The sequence below is a fragment of the Bacillus daqingensis genome, assembly GCF_042654445.1.
Taxonomy (GTDB): Bacteria; Bacillota; Bacilli; order Bacillales; family Salisediminibacteriaceae; genus Alkalicoccus; species Alkalicoccus luteus.
Window position 1 is genome coordinate 190,885 of the sequence record NZ_JBHSGK010000001.1, and the last position, 17,822, is coordinate 208,706.

19 protein-coding genes are annotated in these 17,822 nt (G+C 48.1%); 14 read left to right on the forward strand and 5 right to left on the reverse strand.

Annotated elements, in window-relative coordinates:
- Positions 1-10: 10 nt before the first annotated feature.
- The 9 genes from ACFO4L_RS00890 to ACFO4L_RS00930 all read left to right on the forward strand — a co-directional run bounded on the left by ACFO4L_RS00890 (position 11) and on the right by ACFO4L_RS00930 (position 8,849).
- Positions 11-1,624: a gamma-glutamyltransferase family protein gene (locus tag ACFO4L_RS00890; RefSeq protein WP_377907748.1), complete on the forward strand. Its 1,614-nt coding sequence runs from the start codon at positions 11-13 to the stop codon at positions 1,622-1,624.
- Between the two features lie 183 nt (positions 1,625-1,807).
- Positions 1,808-2,362: a chromate transporter gene (locus ACFO4L_RS00895; RefSeq protein ID WP_377907749.1), complete on the forward strand. Its 555-nt coding sequence runs from the start codon at positions 1,808-1,810 to the stop codon at positions 2,360-2,362.
- Positions 2,359-2,889: a chromate transporter gene (locus ACFO4L_RS00900; protein ID WP_377907750.1), complete on the forward strand. Its 531-nt coding sequence runs from the start codon at positions 2,359-2,361 to the stop codon at positions 2,887-2,889. The genes ACFO4L_RS00895 and ACFO4L_RS00900 overlap by 4 nt, the downstream gene beginning before the upstream one ends.
- A 78-nt stretch (positions 2,890-2,967) precedes the next feature.
- Positions 2,968-3,714: an enoyl-[acyl-carrier-protein] reductase FabL gene (gene fabL / locus ACFO4L_RS00905; protein ID WP_377907751.1), complete on the forward strand. Its 747-nt coding sequence runs from the start codon at positions 2,968-2,970 to the stop codon at positions 3,712-3,714.
- A 128-nt stretch (positions 3,715-3,842) separates the two neighbouring features.
- Positions 3,843-4,304 carry a DUF3939 domain-containing protein gene (locus tag ACFO4L_RS00910; RefSeq protein ID WP_377907752.1) on the forward strand — a complete coding sequence of 154 codons (462 nt, stop codon included), beginning with the start codon at positions 3,843-3,845 and terminating at the stop codon, positions 4,302-4,304.
- A 17-nt stretch (positions 4,305-4,321) separates the two neighbouring features.
- On the forward strand, positions 4,322-4,849 hold the full coding sequence (gene ntdP / locus ACFO4L_RS00915; RefSeq protein ID WP_377907753.1) for a nucleoside tri-diphosphate phosphatase: 528 nt from the start codon (positions 4,322-4,324) through the stop codon (positions 4,847-4,849).
- A gap of 96 nt (positions 4,850-4,945) precedes the next feature.
- Positions 4,946-6,685 carry an ABC transporter ATP-binding protein gene (locus ACFO4L_RS00920; RefSeq protein ID WP_377907754.1) on the forward strand — a complete coding sequence of 580 codons (1,740 nt, stop codon included), beginning with the start codon at positions 4,946-4,948 and terminating at the stop codon, positions 6,683-6,685.
- A 42-nt stretch (positions 6,686-6,727) separates the two neighbouring features.
- Entirely contained in the window at positions 6,728-7,630 is a 903-nt protein-coding gene (locus ACFO4L_RS00925) for an ABC transporter ATP-binding protein (protein ID WP_377907755.1), read from the forward strand.
- Positions 7,623-8,849: an ABC transporter permease gene (locus tag ACFO4L_RS00930; RefSeq protein ID WP_377907756.1), complete on the forward strand. Its 1,227-nt coding sequence runs from the start codon at positions 7,623-7,625 to the stop codon at positions 8,847-8,849. The genes ACFO4L_RS00925 and ACFO4L_RS00930 overlap by 8 nt, the downstream gene beginning before the upstream one ends.
- A gap of 710 nt (positions 8,850-9,559) precedes the next feature.
- Here the strand turns inward: ACFO4L_RS00930 and ACFO4L_RS00935 are convergent.
- The 4 genes from ACFO4L_RS00935 to ACFO4L_RS00950 form a co-directional block, all read right to left on the reverse strand.
- A complete protein-coding gene (locus ACFO4L_RS00935) occupies positions 9,560-10,639 on the reverse strand; it encodes an FUSC family protein (protein WP_377907757.1) in 1,080 nt (359 codons plus the stop codon).
- Between the two features lie 137 nt (positions 10,640-10,776).
- Complete coding sequence (locus tag ACFO4L_RS00940; protein ID WP_377907758.1) at positions 10,777-12,069, reverse strand: glutamate-1-semialdehyde 2,1-aminomutase; 1,293 nt, start codon at positions 12,067-12,069, stop codon at positions 10,777-10,779.
- Between the two features lie 73 nt (positions 12,070-12,142).
- A complete protein-coding gene (locus ACFO4L_RS00945) occupies positions 12,143-12,922 on the reverse strand; it encodes a hypothetical protein (protein ID WP_377907759.1) in 780 nt (259 codons plus the stop codon).
- Positions 12,919-13,602, reverse strand: coding sequence for a hypothetical protein (locus tag ACFO4L_RS00950; protein ID WP_377907760.1), 684 nt, complete (start codon positions 13,600-13,602; stop codon positions 12,919-12,921). The genes ACFO4L_RS00945 and ACFO4L_RS00950 overlap by 4 nt, the downstream gene beginning before the upstream one ends.
- A gap of 137 nt (positions 13,603-13,739) precedes the next feature.
- Here ACFO4L_RS00950 and ACFO4L_RS00955 point away from each other — a divergent pair, with 137 nt between their 5' ends.
- The 4 genes from ACFO4L_RS00955 to ACFO4L_RS00970 all read left to right on the forward strand — a co-directional run bounded on the left by ACFO4L_RS00955 (position 13,740) and on the right by ACFO4L_RS00970 (position 16,033).
- Complete coding sequence (locus ACFO4L_RS00955; RefSeq protein ID WP_377907761.1) at positions 13,740-14,174, forward strand: hypothetical protein; 435 nt, start codon at positions 13,740-13,742, stop codon at positions 14,172-14,174.
- 22 nt (positions 14,175-14,196) lie between these two features.
- On the forward strand, positions 14,197-15,147 hold the full coding sequence (locus tag ACFO4L_RS00960; RefSeq protein WP_377907762.1) for a D-2-hydroxyacid dehydrogenase: 951 nt from the start codon (positions 14,197-14,199) through the stop codon (positions 15,145-15,147).
- A 23-nt stretch (positions 15,148-15,170) separates the two neighbouring features.
- The gene (locus ACFO4L_RS00965; RefSeq protein ID WP_377907776.1) at positions 15,171-15,461 is read left to right on the forward strand and encodes a cyclic-di-AMP receptor; all 291 of its coding nucleotides are present in this window, start codon (positions 15,171-15,173) and stop codon (positions 15,459-15,461) included.
- A gap of 197 nt (positions 15,462-15,658) precedes the next feature.
- The gene (locus tag ACFO4L_RS00970) at positions 15,659-16,033 is read left to right on the forward strand and encodes a Fur family transcriptional regulator (protein ID WP_377907777.1); all 375 of its coding nucleotides are present in this window, start codon (positions 15,659-15,661) and stop codon (positions 16,031-16,033) included.
- A 27-nt stretch (positions 16,034-16,060) separates the two neighbouring features.
- Here the strand turns inward: ACFO4L_RS00970 and ACFO4L_RS00975 are convergent, their stop codons facing one another.
- Positions 16,061-16,417: a YgzB family protein gene (locus tag ACFO4L_RS00975; protein ID WP_377907763.1), complete on the reverse strand. Its 357-nt coding sequence runs from the start codon at positions 16,415-16,417 to the stop codon at positions 16,061-16,063.
- A gap of 168 nt (positions 16,418-16,585) precedes the next feature.
- On the opposite strand from ACFO4L_RS00975, the gene ACFO4L_RS00980 reads away from it, so the two are divergent.
- The gene (locus ACFO4L_RS00980; RefSeq protein ID WP_377907764.1) at positions 16,586-17,470 is read left to right on the forward strand and encodes a nucleotidyltransferase-like protein; all 885 of its coding nucleotides are present in this window, start codon (positions 16,586-16,588) and stop codon (positions 17,468-17,470) included.
- Positions 17,471-17,822: the final 352 nt, after the last annotated feature.

Consider the following 17,822-nt stretch of genomic DNA (forward strand, 5'->3'; position numbering starts at 1 on the left):
TGGTTCATTCATGAATACAGATCAGGCACATACGTATCCCTACGCATCAACCCGAAATGTAACGTTTGCAAAAAATGGGATGGTCGCAACATCCCAGCCGCTGGCTGCACAGGCTGGACTTGATATATTAAAGCAGGGAGGCAACGCCGTTGATGCGGCGGTGGCAGCAGCAGCAGCTCTTACAGTTGTAGAGCCGACATCGAACGGGATTGGCGGCGACGCATTTGCGCTCGTTTGGATGAAGGATGAACTGCATGGATTAAATGCCAGCGGCCAGGCCCCGGAAAAGCTGTCTATTGAAACGCTGAAAGCAGCAGGAGTGGAAGAGATACCTAAGTTCGGGCTGACACCTGTCACCGTTCCAGGAGCACCGGCTGCATGGGCGGAACTCTCAGAGAAGTTTGGGAAGCTGACTCTTGAAGAAACGCTGGCTCCAGCTGTGAAGCTTGCCCGTGAAGGATTCCCGCTCAGCCCTACTTTGGCGAAGTACTGGAATAAAGCAGCTGTTGCTTACCAAAAGGCTTGGCAGGGGGAAGAATTTAACGAATGGTATCGAATCTTTACGCCTGACGGCAAGGCGCCGCAGGCAGGAGAGATGTGGCACTCCGAGGATCATGCAAGGACACTTGAAGAAATTGCTTCAACAAAGGCTGCCTCTTTTTACAGCGGCTCGCTTGCCGACAAGCTGGACTCCTTTTCACGGAAGCACGGAGGCTATATTCGAAAGTCGGATCTGGAAGCGTTTAAGCCGGAGTGGGTTAAGCCGATATCAGTCCGCTACAAGGGCTACGATGTGTGGGAAATACCACCCAACGGCCAGGGGCTCGTCGCGCTGATGGCCCTGAACATGCTGAAGGATGATTCATTCGCCGCCCGGGAAGATGAAGCTACGTATCATCATCAAATAGAAGCGATGAAGCTGGCATTTGCAGATGGAGAAACCTATATCACTGAAGAAAAGCATATGAGCAGAAGCGTTGAGGCGCTTTTATCAAAAGAGTATGCTGCTGAGCGCCGCAGCCTGATCGGTGACGAGGCACTGACGCCGGAAGCTGGAGATCCTTCTGCTTCAGGCACTGTCTACCTCGCAGCAGCAGATGGCGATGGCAATATGGTGTCCTTTATACAGAGTAACTACATGGGCTTTGGTTCAGGAGCCGTTGTCCCAGGGACCGGTATTGCACTGCAAAACCGCGGCCATAACTTCAGTCTTGATCCAAACCATGATAATGCGCTGCAGCCCGGAAAGAAAACATTCCACACTATTATTCCGGGTTTCCTTACGAAAAATGGGGAGGCTATCGGTCCATTCGGCGTAATGGGAGGCTTTATGCAGCCGCAGGGGCATATGCAGATGATCATGAATACGATCGATTTCGGTCTCAATCCACAGGCTTCTCTCGATGCACCAAGATGGCAGTGGATGAGCGGTAAAAAAGTTGTACTGGAGCACAGCGTGCCAAACCATATTGCTCAAGCACTTGCTGCAAGAGGCCATGAAGTGCAGCTGACGCATGATTCAGGTATGTTCGGACGAGGCCAGATCATTTGGAAAGATCCGAAAACAGGCGTACTGCAAGGTGGAACGGAGCCCAGAACAGATGGAAGCGTAGCCGCTTACTGATCACAGAGACCTTCTGCCTGCAAGCTCGTAACCGCCGTCCAATTTGTACAGTTGGACGGCTTCTTCTTTTCGCACGGCTGTGCGCAAAATCATGGTAACTGTGAAATGGAACGGTTCTGAAAACCGCGGCAGGTTAGTAGCTGTTACAGTAAGTCTTAGTTCAATGTAGTGAGGTGAAATCGAATGGGAGTACAAAAAGAGCTGTTCATGGCTTTTTTCAGAGTCGGAATGCTCGGATATGGAGGCGGACCAGCTTCCATTCCCCTTATTCAAAAGGAAGCTGTTGAAACCTACGAATGGATGAACGATGAAGAGTTCTCGGATATTCTGGCAATTGGGAATACGCTGCCAGGTCCGATCGCCACAAAGATGGCAGGTTATATCGGATACCGGGTCGCAGGAACTGCCGGACTTTTAAATGCCATCGTTGCTTCCATCGTTCCGACGGTTATCTTAATGATCGCGCTGCTCGTGTCGCTGGCTTCGTTCCAGGAATATGCCTGGGTGCAAGGGATGACGCAAGGTGTGATGCCCGTTGTAGCAGTCATGCTCGGTGTATTGACGTGGGGGTTTTTAACGAAAGCAAAAGGAGATCTTGGGTGGAAAGTAGTTATTCTGCTGACGGTAGCTTCTGTAGCCCTTACAGAATTGGCTGGAGTTCATCCAGCGATCGTCATTGCCGCGCTTATTCTCTTTGTACTAGTAAAACCGGTAAAAAAGGCAGGTGACCGCACATGATCTACTGGGAAATATTTCTGGCGTTTTTCATTCCTGGTATTGTCGGTTATGGCGGCGGGCCAGCAACAATTCCGCTGATTGAGTACGAGGTAGTGCACCGCTATGAATGGATGGGGGTAGAGGAGTTTGGCGAGGTGCTTGCATTAGGCAATGCGCTGCCCGGACCAATCGCGACAAAAATGGCAGGGTATATCGGTTTCGTGGAAGGCGGTATTTTAGGGGCAGGGATCGCCTTGTTTGCCACCGTCGCACCATCGCTTATTTTGATGATCATTTTGCTAAGCATTCTGCTCCGCTTTAAAGATTCACCGAAAGTGAAAAAGTTATCAGCTATTGTAAGGCCGACAATAGCGGTTCTGCTCGGCGTCATGACGTTCCGATTTTTAGAAACGTCCTATACGGACAGCGGCTGGCTGCAGACGGTTTTCTTGCTGGGAGCCAGTTACTACCTGCTCGAAATCCGCAAGGTACATCCAGCGTTCGTTATTGCCGCAGCTTTGCTGTATGGCGCTGTTTTTCTATCCTGATCTATTCTCATCTGGACAAAATGATGCAACTGAGGAACAATAGCGGAGAGACCGTTTATTTTGGAGGATTGATCTGAAATGGAAAATCGAAAAACAGCACTGATTACTGGAAGCAGCCGCGGCATTGGCAAAGAAATTGCACTGACCCTGGCAGATGCCGGATACGATATCATCGTTAATTATGCGAGAAGCCGGGCAAAGGCGGATGAAACGGTAAAAGAAATTGAGGCTAAGGGCCGCAGAGCGTTTGCAATCAAGGCAAATATCGCAAAAACCGAAAAGCTTGATGAGATGTTTCAGGAGATTGATGAGAAGGTCGGCAGCATTGATGTATTGATCAATAATGCAGCCTCCGGCGTCCTTCGTCCATTGATGGAGCTCGAAGAAAGCCACTGGGACTGGACGATGAACATCAACAGCAGAGCGATGCTGTTCGTAAGTCAAAAAGCAGCTGAACGCATGAAGGATGGCGGAGCGATCGTCAGCCTGAGCTCGCTCGGATCGATCCGCTACCTGCCCAATTATACAACAGTTGGAGTCTCCAAAGCTGCTGTTGAAGCACTTACCCGCTACATGGCAGTTGAACTGGCTCCGAAAGGAATTCGTGTGAATGCAGTGTCCGGTGGAGCAGTGGACACTGATGCGCTGACGCATTTCCCAAATCGTGATGAACTGCTTGGCGATGCAGCATCCCGGACGCCTGCAGGCCGTATTACAGAACCGCAGGATCTGGCAGCTGCTGTGAAATTTCTCGTCTCCGATGAAGCGTATATGGTAAGAGGACAAACGATCATCGTCGACGGCGGAATATCGCTTCTGGCGTAAACGGTGATTCTTCTGTGCATCCGGCGCCAAACAATAGTATAATAAAAGGGAATATTCAGGAACCGATACTATGATGTTTATCCGCCGGTTTATCGAAACAGGTAATCACTGCTAAAGGAGAGGGCGTCATGTTCAGACGGAAGCAGAAAAAGCAGGGCCGAGATAAAGCACAGCAGGAGCCGGAAGTCATCTCCTGCTCACTGGAGGAGGTTCGGCAGGCAGTTAACGCGTTTGCTGAGTCTGCCGGACCGGGAATTTCACTGCGAACGCTCGTCACATCCGGTAACGAACTGGATGCGGAGCTGCTTATTCCTTATTTGAACGGCTTACCGGACCGCCCTTTTTACATGTCCAAAGAGACATTCGAGCTGTTTGAAGAACCGGATACGCCGAGATTGATCGATCATGCTCAGATTGCATGCGACCAATATTTTCTTGAAACCGGAGAGCTGCCGCTTAAGGGCAGCGATCAGACTAGTCCGATCAGCTATTTCAAATTGAAAAATTACCTGCGTGAGGAACCACCGTTTGACCTTTATCTGCATCCGGAGGACAGGATGGTGACCCACCGAAAACCGGCGGCCAGATGACAGGAAGGAGAGGCCGCGTGGATTTTCCGACAGTTGGAAGTACGATCGAAGTTCAAAGCTACAAGCACGATGGAAGTCTTCACCGCGTCTGGGAAGAGACGGTGATTTTAAAAAGCACGAGTCAGGAAGTAATTGGTGGAAACGACCGGATACTCGTCTATGAATCGGATGGCAGACACTGGCGGACGAGAGAGCCTGCCATTTGCTATTTTACTGCGAACAGCTGGTTTAACGTCATCGGCATGATTCGTAATGACGGCATTTATTACTATTGTAATTTAGGGACTCCATTTACGTATGATTCGGAAGCGTTAAAGTATATTGATTACGATTTGGATATTAAAGTATTTCCGGATATGACCTATAAGCTGCTGGACGAGGATGAATTTGATATCCACAAAAAGCAAATGAACTATCCTAAGGAAGTAGAGCCTATCCTGCATCGTGCAGTTGATGAGCTCGTGTCCTGGATCAGCTCGCAAAAAGGACCATTTGAACCCGGATTTATTGAGTACTGGTATGAACGATTTCTTCAGCACCGCTGATCATCCAGCCGGAGCTTGTGAAAGGCGTCATGACGGCATGTGTCCGTTATGGCGCCTTTAGACCGTCCGGACTGCTGAAGATAGGAGGCACTTTGCTTGGATAGTATTAAACGTTATATGCAGTTTATTCGTCCTTACTGGAAGGAAATATTGATTACCGTTTTTATCGGTATGCTGAAATTTGGAATTCCGCTCTTAACGCCGCTGATTTTGAAATTCGTTATCGATGATATCATTGGCGGAGAAGGTCTTGCAGTCGCTGAACAGATGACCATGCTTTATTGGCTGATGGGCGGGGCGTTATTTATCTTTTTAATTATCCGGCCCCCGGTCGAGTACTACAGACAGTACTTTGCCCAGTGGACCGGGAATAAAATTTTATATGATATTCGGGATCAGTTATTCAGCCACCTGCAAAAGCTGAGCTTAAAGTTTTACGCCAACCGCAAATCAGGTGAAATCATTTCGAGGGTGATCAATGACGTCGAGCAGACGAAGACGTTTATCATGACGGGCATGATGAACATTTGGCTCGACATGTTTACGATCATCGTTGCAATTGCTATCATGCTGACACTGGATCCGCTCTTGACGCTTGCAGCTGTAGCGCTGCTGCCGTTTTACGCGCTGTCGATCAAGTTTTTTTATGCCAGACTGCGTGATTTAACGAGAAAGCGGTCGCAGGCGCTGGCCGACGTGCAGGGACACCTGCATGAACGGCTGCAGGGAATCAGCGTCATTAAAAGCTTTGCCCTTGAAAACCATGAGCAGGAAGAGTTCGGCAAGCAAAACAACAATTTTTTAAACCGTGCTGTAGATCATACGAAGTGGAACGCCAAAACCTTTGCGGTCGTGAACACCATCACGGATATCGCTCCGCTTATCGTCATCTTCACTGCTGCAGTGCTGGTTATTCAAGCCGATCTGACCGTCGGTACGCTCGTTGCCTTTACCGCTTATATGGATCGGTTATATAATCCGCTCAGAAGGCTGGTTAACTCCTCGACAACACTCGTTCAATCAATCGCGTCGATGGACCGGATGTTTGAATTGGTTGATGAGAAGTATGATATTAAAGATCACGAGCAGGCAAAGCCATATAAAAGCGGAAACGGTGAAGTGATTTTTGACCGTGTTTCGTTTGGTTATGACGAAGAAGAAGTGCTGCATGAAGTTAGCTTCCGTGCCGAAGCAGGAGAAACCATTGCGGTTGTTGGCATGAGCGGCGGCGGAAAAAGTACTATTATGAGCTTGATTCCGCGATTTTATGATGCCAATGAAGGTGCTGTAAAGATAGACGGAGTGAACGTCAAAGATTATCAAGTAAGAACCCTTCGCGACAGAATCGGTATGGTCCTGCAGGATAACATTATTTTCAGCGATTCGATCATGTTCAATATTCGCATGGGAAATCCTGAAGCAACTGACGAACAGGTGTATGAAGCTGCCCGGGCTGCAAATGCCGACGGATTTATTCAGGAAATGCCGGACGGCTATGAAACGAAAATCGGGGAGCGCGGTGTCAAACTATCAGGCGGACAAAAGCAGCGCGTGGCAATCGCACGAGTGTTTTTGAAAAACCCGAGCATTTTAATATTTGATGAAGCGACTTCTGCCCTTGATCTCGAAAGTGAAAAGCTGATTCAAGACTCTATTTTAAGGCTTGCCGAAAACCGGACAACCTTTCTCGTTGCCCACCGTCTGTCCACTGTGACACATGCGGACAAGATCATTGTGATGGAGAATGGCCAGGTCGCAGAAACAGGTACACATGATGAACTTATGAAGCTCGACGGGCGGTACAAAAAGCTATTCTCAATTCAGAAGCTTGGTTAATGGAAACAGCAAGCAAACTGCAGAAAGAAAGGAGCTGCCGGAATGGGACTCAAGCTCAGTCAATTAACAAAGACCTTTCAAGAAGAAACGGCTGTTCACGCGCTCTCGGCTGAAATTCAAGCAGGAACCATTTTCGGCATGCTTGGATCAAATGGTGCCGGTAAAACGACTACATTTCGCATGATATTAGGATTAATTGATCCATCTGCAGGCAAGGCTGAATGGCATGGAGAACGGCTAGACTATCGGCGCACCAGACTGGTCGGCTATCTTCCCGAAGAAAGAGGCCTTTACCCGAAGCTGACCGTTAAACAGCAGCTTCATTATTTTATGAAGCTCAAAGGTATGCCGAAAAAAACGTTTTTTGAGGAAATGCGCCGCTGGCTTGCGCGCTTTCAAATTGAAGAATATGAGAACCGCCGGGTAGAGGAGCTGTCCAAAGGGAATCAGCAAAAAATACAGTTCATGGCTTCTGTACTGCATAAACCAGAGCTGCTTATTTTAGATGAACCGTTCAGCGGACTGGATCCTGTGAATTCAGACATGCTGAAGCAAGCTGTGTTAGATTTGCAGAAAGAAGGTACGACCATTCTGTTCTCCAGTCACCAAATGCATAATGTAGAAGAGCTTTGTGACGAATTGATGATGCTTAAAAAAGGAAACGTTATTTTAAAAGGCAAGCTGACTGATATTAAGGCTTCTTATCCTGTTAAACGGATTGCTGTCAGAGGCGCAGATGATTTACCCGAGCTTGAAGGGCTTCCCGGCGTGCTTCAGGTTCATACGAGCAAGCTTGAAACGATTGTACAGGTTAGCGGAGCGGAAGCAGCTGAACGTGTTTTCCGCCGCTGCTCTGAGTCGACATGGCTGAAGAAATTTGATTTGCAGGAGCCATCCCTGCATGAAATCTTCGTCGATCAGATGGAGGGCGAAGAACATGCGTAGCTTTTGGATTACGGTCAGTCACACTGCAGTCAGACGAATTACGTCAAAATCTTTTTTAATATCTACTGCTGTCATGGCCTTTTTAATCATGGCGTTCTTTCTTATCCCGACTTTGCTTCAAACGACGGCTTCCGATGAAGGGACTACAGTTTACGTTGCGGATGAGTCGGTGTGGGATGGAGCGGCTGCAGAACGGTTTCAGGAGCAGCAGGCAATGGAAGCGGAGCTTGTTTCATCAGCGGATGAAGCGGAACGACGGGCTGAAGAAGGAAATGGTGCGGCGCTGATCATTTCGGGAGAGGCAGCAGCACTTCAAGCAAATCTTCTCGTTAGTGGCGAGCAGGCGATCCTCGCTCAGACGACGGCTGACGCTCTGGACCGTGTTCAGGCTTCGCTTTATGCAGAGCAGGTGCTGGAGCTTGATGAGTCGGAGGCAGCTCCGCTTTATGGAGGAGTAGATGTCAGTCAATCACCGCTTCCCGGAGCGGAGGAGCGGCCCGAAGCCTTTTCTGGATCGTATTGGATGGTCTACGGGCTCGTGTTTGTTATCTATTTAATCGTCGTATCCTTTGGATCAATGATTGCGACAGAGGTAGCTGCAGAGAAATCGTCAAGAGTGATGGAGCTGATTGTCTCCAGCGTGTCTCCAGTGACCCAAATGTTTGGCAAGCTTGCGGGGATTGGATTAGCCGGCTTGGTCAATCTATCTGCTGTGGCTGCTGCAGCTGCGGCAGGGGCCTGGCTGAGCGGAGAGGAGACGGTCTCATTTATTCTCAATGAGGTACTTGACTATTCCCTTTTAGGCTACGCCCTTCTTTTTATCGCCTTAGGTTATGTCCTTTACGGAGGGCTTGCAGCGATGACAGGTGCGCTTGTCAGCCGTGCCGAGGAGGCTAATCAGGCAATGCAGCCAATTATTTTCCTGGCGATGATTGCATTTTTTATCTCGATCGTTGCACTGAATGCACCGGAATTAACGGTGTTTCGCATCCTGTCCTACGTGCCGTTTTTTACACCGCAGCTTCTGTTTCTGCGAATTGGCATGGAAACAGTACCTGCCTGGGAAATTGCGCTTATCATCTTCCTGCTGATCACGAGTGCCGTATTAATCAACCTGGCAGCAGCGAGGGTATACAAAGGCGGCGTACTGATGTACGGAAAATTCTCTTTCCGTCAAGGCATTTCGCGGGCCATTGCGGTCTCAAAAAAAGAGTCGTGACACTACCGGTAATTGGATGCAAATAGCTACATACAAAAACGAGCCGCTGCCGGCTCGTTTTTGTATGTGCGTCGATAAAGTCTGTCTGAATGACTATTCCTGCAGCTGCGGTCACTCGCTCTCCGGAGAGCACGGGCGCGGCTTTTCTTTCTTGTCCGCCGGATCTTCTCCCTGTTTGAGCTGGGTCCTTCCGGCTTCGGAAGCTGACCGGACAAGTGGAACGCCTGATTTCACATTGGATCGATCCAGCTGCGAGTGTTTGAACCTTTCCTGCACAACAATGAAACACAATCGTCAGGCCAGTGTTTTACAGCGTTCGCCAGAGGCACAACAAGCAGTCTCAAAATTCTTTGCGGCTCTGGTACTCATTTGCAAATCGAACGACCGAAGCCGTTCTGAGGATCAAAGGCATAAGCCGTGCCCTTCCGACCCGGACAAAGGATTCTGAATCGTGCCCCGCGGCAGATTAGATAAGCGAAAAAGGACTGAGAAATGAATAAACGTTTAACAAAAATGATTTTTCAGCTGAAAGATACATCAGGGGGTGGATGACGGCAAAAGATTCTTCGCTTTGAGCATGCAGGTTCCACTTCGCTCATGTATTCCTGCTGCTTAACATTGGGATGACATACCAAGTCCACGATGTACGCTTCAATTAAATGTTCCGAAGATCTGAATTCGGCTTTCGTATCGCGTGAAGGCTTCCAGTCCTACAGTTCTTTTGCTGCAATATCTACTTCGTTATCTTCCGTATGATACGTGAAAAATCCGTCTACCAGCTTATCGAGATGTTCAAGCTCTTCGGAGTATTCAATGATCAGCGCGATTACGGGAAGAAAATGAATCCACGTTTCATGTTTGAATTCGACGTGTTTTTCCGAATTCATAAATATCTCTACGAGCGAGGCTCGTCCCTCCGTTACTTCTTCCAGATCCATCGTAAACGACTGTGGCCGAACCTTGCCCATATATTTGAGCATAATCCGCTCGTGATAATTTGTCAGCGCATCCAGCTGATGCTGAATCACTTCTTCTACTTCAGGGGGGAGCTGATGTGTCACATGATCATGTCTCGCAAGACTTTCAAGAATATTTTCTGCTTTCGACGTCGTGCGGATCATTTGACGAAACAGGACAATTTTGCGCATACGGGAGTACTCTTTTTTTCGGAACAGACTGCGTTCCTGACGGTACAGATCAAAGAGCGTATCAAGTTTTTGAATCGACGTGCGAATTTTATCCTGATCCTGTTTAAGGGTGCTGTAGTCAATTTCATGATGAAGGATGAGCCGGATCCATTGAATAATTTCATCATTCGCTGCTGTCAGCTTGTGATAAAGCTGGTTTTCATGGTTAGGCGGTAGAAAAATCATGTTAACCGCAGATGCAGCAAAGACGCCGATCATAATGAGCAGAAACCGATCCAGTGCGAAAGGAAGAAAGTCGTCAGTAGGACTGCCCATGATAATAACTGCGGTCACAACGGCGAGAGGAATGATCGCCTCACGTCTCCAGCGAATATGAATGGCAATGATCAGGACGACTACGACACCGATCACGAACGGCTCCGGACCAAATGTGAGCACGAACGTGACTGCCAGCACTGCGCTGATAATGTTGGCTTGAATTTGATCCCAAATTAAGGTGATGCTTTTATACAGAGATGGCTGAACAGCAAAAAAAGCCGCAAGTGCGGCAAAGGCAGGAGTTGTAAAATCCAGCCACATCGCCGCATAAAGGGCCAGTGTCACTGCCAGACCAGTTTTAAACATCCGGGCTCCGAGCCTCATAAGATGTGTACTTCCTTTCTTTTTCGTGTTGAAGTCAGCTGGAAAGCTGCTTGCAAAAAGGACCCGGCTGCACATGCTCCGGGTCGCCTTCCTTTCTATTCATCATACACCCGCTTCCTGTCATTGACAAGAAAGGCTCAGCTCATCGCTTGAAATGCTCTTCTCGCAGCGCTGATTGTTTCGTCGATATCGGCTTCCGTATGGGCTGCCGTTAAAAAGAGAGCTTCAAATTTAGAGGGAGCAAGGTTGATGCGCTCCTTCAGCATCAATTTAAAGAAAGCTGCAAACATGTCCGTATCAGAAGCATCTGCTTCCTCATAGTTCGTCACACGGTTGACCCCGAAGTAGATTGTAAGCGCACCGCCAAGCCTGTTTATACACGCATGGATGCCTGCTTCTGCGACAGCGGCCGTGAGCCCTTGTTCCAGTCTTGCTCCCAGGCGGTCAAGCCTGTCATAAAGTCCTGGCTCCTGCAGCACTTCCAAACAAGCAATTCCTGCTCGCATAGAAGCTGGATTTCCAGCCATCGTGCCAGCCTGGTAGGCGGCTCCCATCGGAGAAACCTGCTCCATAATGTCGCGTCTGCCTCCATATGCTCCGATCGGAAGACCGCCGCCAATTATTTTGCCCATAGCAGTTAAATCCGGATAGACGTTCAGCTTATCTTGAGCCCCGCCGTACATAAAGCGGAACGCTGTGATAACCTCATCGTAAATCACCAGCGAGCCATTTCCTTTAGCAAGGTGATTAACCTGTTCGAGAAAACCGGGATGCGGTTCGACAATTCCGAAGTTGCCAACAATCGGCTCGACAAGGACAGCTGCAATATCTTCACCAAACCGATGCAGGGCCTGCTCTAAAGCATCTGCATCGTTAAAGGGAACTGTGATCATCTCCGCAGCTGTTGCGGCCGTAACACCAGCAGAATCAGGATGGCCGGTCGTCGATGGTCCCGAACCGGCTGCCACAAGAACCGGATCGGAATGACCGTGATAGCAGCCGGCAAATTTAATGATTTTCGTTCTGTTAGTAAATGCTCTCGCCACGCGGATTGTTGTCATAACAGCTTCTGTGCCGGAATTGACGAATCGAACACGATCCAGTGCCGGCATCGCTTCTTTCAGCATGGACGCAAAGATGTTTTCGTGTCTGGTTGGAGTTCCGTAAAGCAGGCCGTCTTCTGCAGCGTCCTTAACTGCCTGGGTGATGTGCGGATGGGCGTGTCCAGCAATTATCGGTCCGTAGGCAGCCAGGTAATCAATGTAGCGGGTGCCGTCTTCATCCCAGAAATAAGCGCCCTCTCCGCGATTCATAAACACAGGCGTACCGCCGCCTACGCCTTTATAGGCTCTCGATGGACTGTTGACTCCTCCAAGAATGACTTGCTTTGCTTCATGAAAAAGCTTTTCAGATTGTTCGTATGTATGCATGATGTTCTCCTTCCATTACACTCGTATCTGTCGGAAAGATTGTATCATGCACACTCATTCGTGTCGACGCGTACTAATAGAGCAGCTCTCTCCAAGCAGGATCTCCCTCTCTCGGCATGCCAATTCCGGCTTCCGTTGAAAACCAGCTGCGTATCTCTTCCCAGTCCGACGTACGAATCGCTTCGCCTGCGGAGGAAAGAACGAGATAGGACGGCGTATCGTCGATTTCCATAAAGGTCTCAAAATAATCCGGTGCATAATAGTTAACGTCGATGTAGACCCCGTAGCGTTCGCCGGCCTGCGAGCCGAACTCATCTAAAATGAGCAAGTATTCTCTATTGAAATTTTCATCAAATAAAAACAGCATATAATGATCGTCTTCAACCGGTGTATGCACTTCAATAAAATCTTCGGATGTGTATGGATGGGCTTTAATTTCTTCAGCAGTATAAATCGGGAACAGGCGGGATTCTTCTGTGACGGGTCTTTCCAGTGTTCGGGTAAAGGGCTCAATCTCTTCTGAAACGCGGATTTCCAGGTGCTGATTCGGCCAGTGGAGCGGAAAATCAATCTCGCTCATCAGGGCAGATTCACCGGTGTCGAGATCAGTAAAAACAGTCTCCTCCGTCGTATGAATCAAATACGATTCAGCCTCATACATGACCGGGAGTGAAGTCTGCAGCCCGTTTAAGTAACGGTAGGAAGACCCGGTATACGAATCCTCAACAAATAGTTGGAAACTGCCTTCCATGGAAAGAGTGAACATGTAACGGCCCTCGAGCGTCTGCTCTTCATCCTGACTGCAACCGGAAAGGAAAAGAAGCAGTGCAGCGAGCGCAATAATCAGCTTCATGTGTCATCCTCCTCCGCTCTTTCTTCGAAAAAACCAATGATGTCCATCGGACTGTCAACCTGAGCCGCCAGGCCGTCTGATGTCAGCAGCACCCAGTTGTACTCGAGCTGGGCAGCCTGCTGCTGTTCGAGCAGTTCGGCAGAAAAGCGCTCCCTTTCCTGAAGCATAGAAGGGATGCCCTGCAGCTGATATAAAAGCTCTTCTTCACTTAATCCGCGGCCGATCAAGCGGAAGTCTCCGTCCCGTACAGGCTGGTAAAAAGTCGTTACATCTTCTTCTTCAAGCGGATGAACAGCAATCTCTTCCGGGATATAGGCTGGAAGGAATCGTGGCTGGTAGGTTAAATAGCGTTGGAGGGGAGTTTTGTGTCCAGCTTTCTCCGGCGGCGGATAGATGCTCAGCCGTTGATTCGGCATGAATGTATCAGAGTCAACTTCTTCTCCTGTAACAGCATCATATATCGCTGTTTCCTCTCCTTGCATCAGGTGAAATGCCTCAGCCTCATATCCTTCAAGCGGATGTCTGGAGCGGTCTTCCTGAATAGCCGGTCCGAATGTATCGCCTGCGGTAAAAAGAATTCGTCCAAACCCGTCGGAGGGACCAGCTGTGCGGCCTTCGTATGCTTCTTCGGCTGAGCAGGCTGTAAGCCATAGAAGAGCCAGTATGAACATTTTCTTCATAGATGCCAACCCCTTAACGGAAACGATTATTTCTGTCATTGTATCATTTGAACAGACTGCGGAGGGCGGTTCCTGCTTTGCGGCTGAATTCCATGCAGGAGTCTGCTACTATAGTAAGTAGGAAAGGTGGGATCCGGATGAAGCAGGTGCTTCCGTTTATACTGATTTCCGTTGTTGTCGGAGCTCTATTATATTTTCTGCAGGATGATTATGAAGGTCCTTTCGATCCGGATCACCGAAGTGATGCCTCAGATGCATACTGGGATGCGGTTTTGTTTGTCGAAGGGGAAGGTGATGAAGCGGAGATCGGCTTCAGACTTAGTCCTGCTGAAGACAGAGAGTTCGAACCGGATTCGATCGACATGCTGGAGGTATTCGTCGACAGTTCAAATGTTAGCTTTTATTTTCAGGATTTAGAGATGGATTCATTTGAAGATGAGCTCATTCACCGCGAAGCGTGCAGCGTCTGCAGTTCGGCTTCACAGATCGAAGCACGTATGCTCGTTAACTGGAGAGAAGAGGGCGAAACCAGATCGAGTCAGTATCAATTTAGCTTAATGCTGGAGGAATAAGTCAGGAAGGTTGTGGCCACAGGTGAAAATTGTATCGTCAGGAAATATTCATCATGATATTACCTCTCGCTTAGAGGAGCGGTTTCAAGAACATGAGTTCCGCTGGCACGAAAATATGTCACAGGCGGAAGCTGATTTAAAAGATGCAGATGTTTTTATTACTTATGGAGAAGATATGGAGCCTTGGCATGTCGAATCCGCATCTCGTCTTAAATGGATTATGATCGTATCGGCCGGCATGGATGAAATGCCATTCAGGCAGGTGGCAGCTAAAAACATACTTGTGACGAATGCGAAAGGCATTCATGCTATTCCAATGGCTGAATACAGCATGCACATGATGCTTCACGTTGCCCGGAAAACAGCGATTGTGCAGCAGCAGGAAAAAGAACACCGATGGAGCAGAGAGCCGGTCATGCATGAGCTGTACGGATCATCTTTGCTGATTGCGGGAGCCGGAGCGATCGGAACACGTACGGCTAAGCTTGCTAAAGCGTTCGGCATGCATGTAACCGGTATAAACAGAAGTGGTGGCGAGAGTCCTTATTTTGATGAATTGCTGCACGTCTCCAAACTTCCTGAAGCCTTACATACAGCCGATTATGTCCTGTCTATACTTCCAAAAACTGCCGAAACGAAGGATTTCTTCAGCCTGGAACAATTCCGTCAGATGAAACAAAGCGCTGTTTTCATTAACATGGGCCGTGGGAATGCTGTTAATGAGCAGGATATCATTACTGCTCTCGATGAGGGCGAATTCCGGCATGCTTGTCTGGATGTGTTCAATGAAGAGCCGCTTCCAAAGGAGCACCCATTTTGGGCACACCCTGCTATTACAGTAACTCCTCATTTGTCAGGCATCTCGCCGATGTATCAACCGCGAGCGATGGATATTTTTGAAAAGAATCTTACTGTTTTTCTTCATGGGAATGGGGAATATATAAACCAAGTGGATCCTGATCGGGGATATTGAAAGGGGTGCGAGCTGTGAAGCTGATGATCTGTATCGTTCAAAATCGATATCGGGATGTACTGGAGGAAGGACTTAAGCTGGCGGATTACCGGATGACGGAGTTTGCAAGCAGCGGAGGCTTCCTGAGAAAAGGAAGCACCACATTTTTAATCGGGGTTGCCGAGGAAGATGTGAATCAGGTACACAGCTTAATGAAAGATATCTGCCTCCGCTATGAAGAAAAGCGTGGAAGACCTAATCCGGAACACAACCGATATATATCTTTTATGATTGATGCCCGCGACAGTCTTCCCTTTCTAAAGGGTCAAAATTGACACCGAAGTGATGCATTCGGTATACTGTTTATAACCATTATTATGTAAGAATCTCTAGATGCAGCTGATCCATCATCCAATCAATGCCGTTTTCATCACCTGAATAGAGAGAGATATGCACGAATTGTGAGGTGAGCAAGTTGGAAAATGCCGAACTAAAAGAAGCGCTTCAATCATTAAAATCAACCAAGGTTCGCATGACGCCGCAGCGGCACGCGATTTTGGAGTTTCTGTTCGATTGTGAGAGTCATCCGACCGCTGATGAGATTTACAAGGCGCTCGAAGACAAATTCCCGAATATGAGTGTTGCGACGGTTTATAATAACCTGAGAGTCTTTAAAGAGGCCGGCCTGGTTCGAGAGCTGACGTATGGAGATTCCTCCAGCCGCTTTGACAGCAACACAAGCCATCATTATCATGTGATCTGCGATGACTGCGGTAAAATTGTTGACTTTCATTATCCTGGATTAAATGAAGTGGAGGCATTGGCAGAGCATGTTGCCGGTTTCCGCGTTAGAAGTCACCGTATGGAAGTGTACGGGACTTGTCCAGACTGCAGGCAAAAGCATTAACTAAAAAAGCAGGAAGTAGACGCTTGTCTACTTCCTGCTTTTTCGTTTGGAGTTATACGATTCGTCAAACTCTTTTCCTTCAAGTGTCGGATCAAGTGTCAACGGCTCATTGCAATGCATGCACGCATCAACACGGCCAAGCATTTTTGTTGGTTTGCTGCACTCCGGACAGGTGACCTGCACCGCTTTTGACGAAAGCATGCCAATCCAAAAATAAATGACGGTGCTGGCGATGATCGCAAGAAATCCGATCAGCATGAAGATTGTCATCACAAGCGGATTCGCCTGAAAGAATAAACCACCGTACATAATCACGATACCTGCAAAAATGAGCACTAGAGCAAACGTGCGGATTTTGTTTATTTTGTTTGTAAATGTAAGCATTGAACTATCACGCCTTTCTTCACCGCTAGTATATCATAGAGAAGGCCCTGAAAATATAAAAAAGTCGTGAACATGAGATGGGAAAGAGGAATCTGGCGGTTGTTGTCGAATACTAGCCTGACCAGGAGTTTAAAGGCAGGTTTTATTGAATAGGAGGAAGGCTCTATCATGAGAGAATTTCTGCGCGAACTTTATCAGGACCGTACCAGTGATCCCGAGACGCTAGCTGTCGTCATGATGGAGGGGAAAAAGCTGGAGGATGCTGCAACGGATTATTTTGACGGTGTGATTCTCATCGTTACTGATGATAGCAGGCAGTGGGAAATAAAGCACTATGAGTATCGCGGGATGAAGGCTGCGATGCATCTCGTCAGCAGTGAACAGTTAATGGAGTGGGTTCGTCTAAGTACAAATCGCCGTGTCGTGGAATGGCTCATCAATGGGAGAGTCATTTTTGACAGGAATGAATTCATGCACAGGTTTAGAGAGCGAATGCTTCATTTCCCTGAATCAGACAGATATTCCCGGATAGGGCTGGAGTTTGCAAAATTGGTCAGGCGCTTTGCAGATGGAAAATCACTGTATCAGGAAAAGCATTACCTTGACTCGTTTAATCAGATTGTACATGCGCTGCATCACCTCGCCCGTCTTTCTGTGATTGAGAAAGGATATTATCCTGAAGTGACCGTTTGGGAACAGGTCAGGCGAATTGAACCTGAAGTGCATAAATTGTACTCTGAGCTCGTTAACGGTACCGAACCATTGGAAAAGCGGTTGGAGCTGCTCCTTTTAGCAAACGAATTTGAGCTTGCTACTAAGATGAGGCTTGGCAGTGCGCACCTTCTGTCTATTATGGAGGAAAAACAGGAAGCTTGGAGCGTAGACGAGTTAAAAGAGCGGCTGACATTTCATGAATACTCGCTGGATTTAAGCATGCTGCTGGAATATCTCGTTAGAAAAGGACTTGTATCCGTCCAGTTTGGGAAGACGAAAGGCGGGGCCATTCAGCACCGGCTTTACCGGCCGGCGCTTCCTAAGGCAGATTCAATTTGATGGGTTTTGACAAGGAAGGGGAATTGCTGCACAGGCTGCTTCGCTGCATTTGACCCTTCCTGCAGGTTCCCCTTATATAGAAGAAAAAAGCCACTTTTAAAAAAGTTTATCTTTTTATAGAAAAGCTGTTGCGCGTGATGAAATTATTATGATATATTAATAATCGTCGCTGAGACAGCAGGCGCTCAAACGCCCGGCAGACTTGAAGAAAATTGACTTTTTCTGTTGACGGTCATGTGTCTCTGTGGTAAATTAATAAAGTCGCCAAAACGAGCGGCGCCGAGCAACACGGCCCTTTGAAAACTAAACAAAAGACAAGAAGAAGGAAAGAGAATGAATCATTCTCTGTCAA

Coding starts and splice junctions, on each gene's coding strand:
- ACFO4L_RS00925 (WP_377907755.1), top strand. CDS start 6,728: ATGGGACTCAAGCTCAGTCAATTAACAAAGACCTTTCAAGAAGAAACG.
- ACFO4L_RS00900 (WP_377907750.1), top strand. CDS start 2,359: ATGATCTACTGGGAAATATTTCTGGCGTTTTTCATTCCTGGTATTGTC.
- ACFO4L_RS00970 (WP_377907777.1), top strand. CDS start 15,659: ATGACGCCGCAGCGGCACGCGATTTTGGAGTTTCTGTTCGATTGTGAG.
- ACFO4L_RS00940 (WP_377907758.1), bottom strand. CDS start 12,069: ATGCATACATACGAACAATCTGAAAAGCTTTTTCATGAAGCAAAGCAA.
- fabL (WP_377907751.1), top strand. CDS start 2,968: ATGGAAAATCGAAAAACAGCACTGATTACTGGAAGCAGCCGCGGCATT.
- ACFO4L_RS00930 (WP_377907756.1), top strand. CDS start 7,623: ATGCGTAGCTTTTGGATTACGGTCAGTCACACTGCAGTCAGACGAATT.
- ACFO4L_RS00895 (WP_377907749.1), top strand. CDS start 1,808: ATGGGAGTACAAAAAGAGCTGTTCATGGCTTTTTTCAGAGTCGGAATG.
- ACFO4L_RS00935 (WP_377907757.1), bottom strand. CDS start 10,639: ATGAGGCTCGGAGCCCGGATGTTTAAAACTGGTCTGGCAGTGACACTG.
- ACFO4L_RS00975 (WP_377907763.1), bottom strand. CDS start 16,417: ATGCTTACATTTACAAACAAAATAAACAAAATCCGCACGTTTGCTCTA.
- ACFO4L_RS00955 (WP_377907761.1), top strand. CDS start 13,740: ATGAAGCAGGTGCTTCCGTTTATACTGATTTCCGTTGTTGTCGGAGCT.
- ACFO4L_RS00910 (WP_377907752.1), top strand. CDS start 3,843: ATGTTCAGACGGAAGCAGAAAAAGCAGGGCCGAGATAAAGCACAGCAG.
- ACFO4L_RS00980 (WP_377907764.1), top strand. CDS start 16,586: ATGAGAGAATTTCTGCGCGAACTTTATCAGGACCGTACCAGTGATCCC.
- ACFO4L_RS00945 (WP_377907759.1), bottom strand. CDS start 12,922: ATGAAGCTGATTATTGCGCTCGCTGCACTGCTTCTTTTCCTTTCCGGT.
- ACFO4L_RS00965 (WP_377907776.1), top strand. CDS start 15,171: ATGATCTGTATCGTTCAAAATCGATATCGGGATGTACTGGAGGAAGGA.
- ACFO4L_RS00890 (WP_377907748.1), top strand. CDS start 11: ATGAATACAGATCAGGCACATACGTATCCCTACGCATCAACCCGAAAT.
- ACFO4L_RS00950 (WP_377907760.1), bottom strand. CDS start 13,602: ATGAAGAAAATGTTCATACTGGCTCTTCTATGGCTTACAGCCTGCTCA.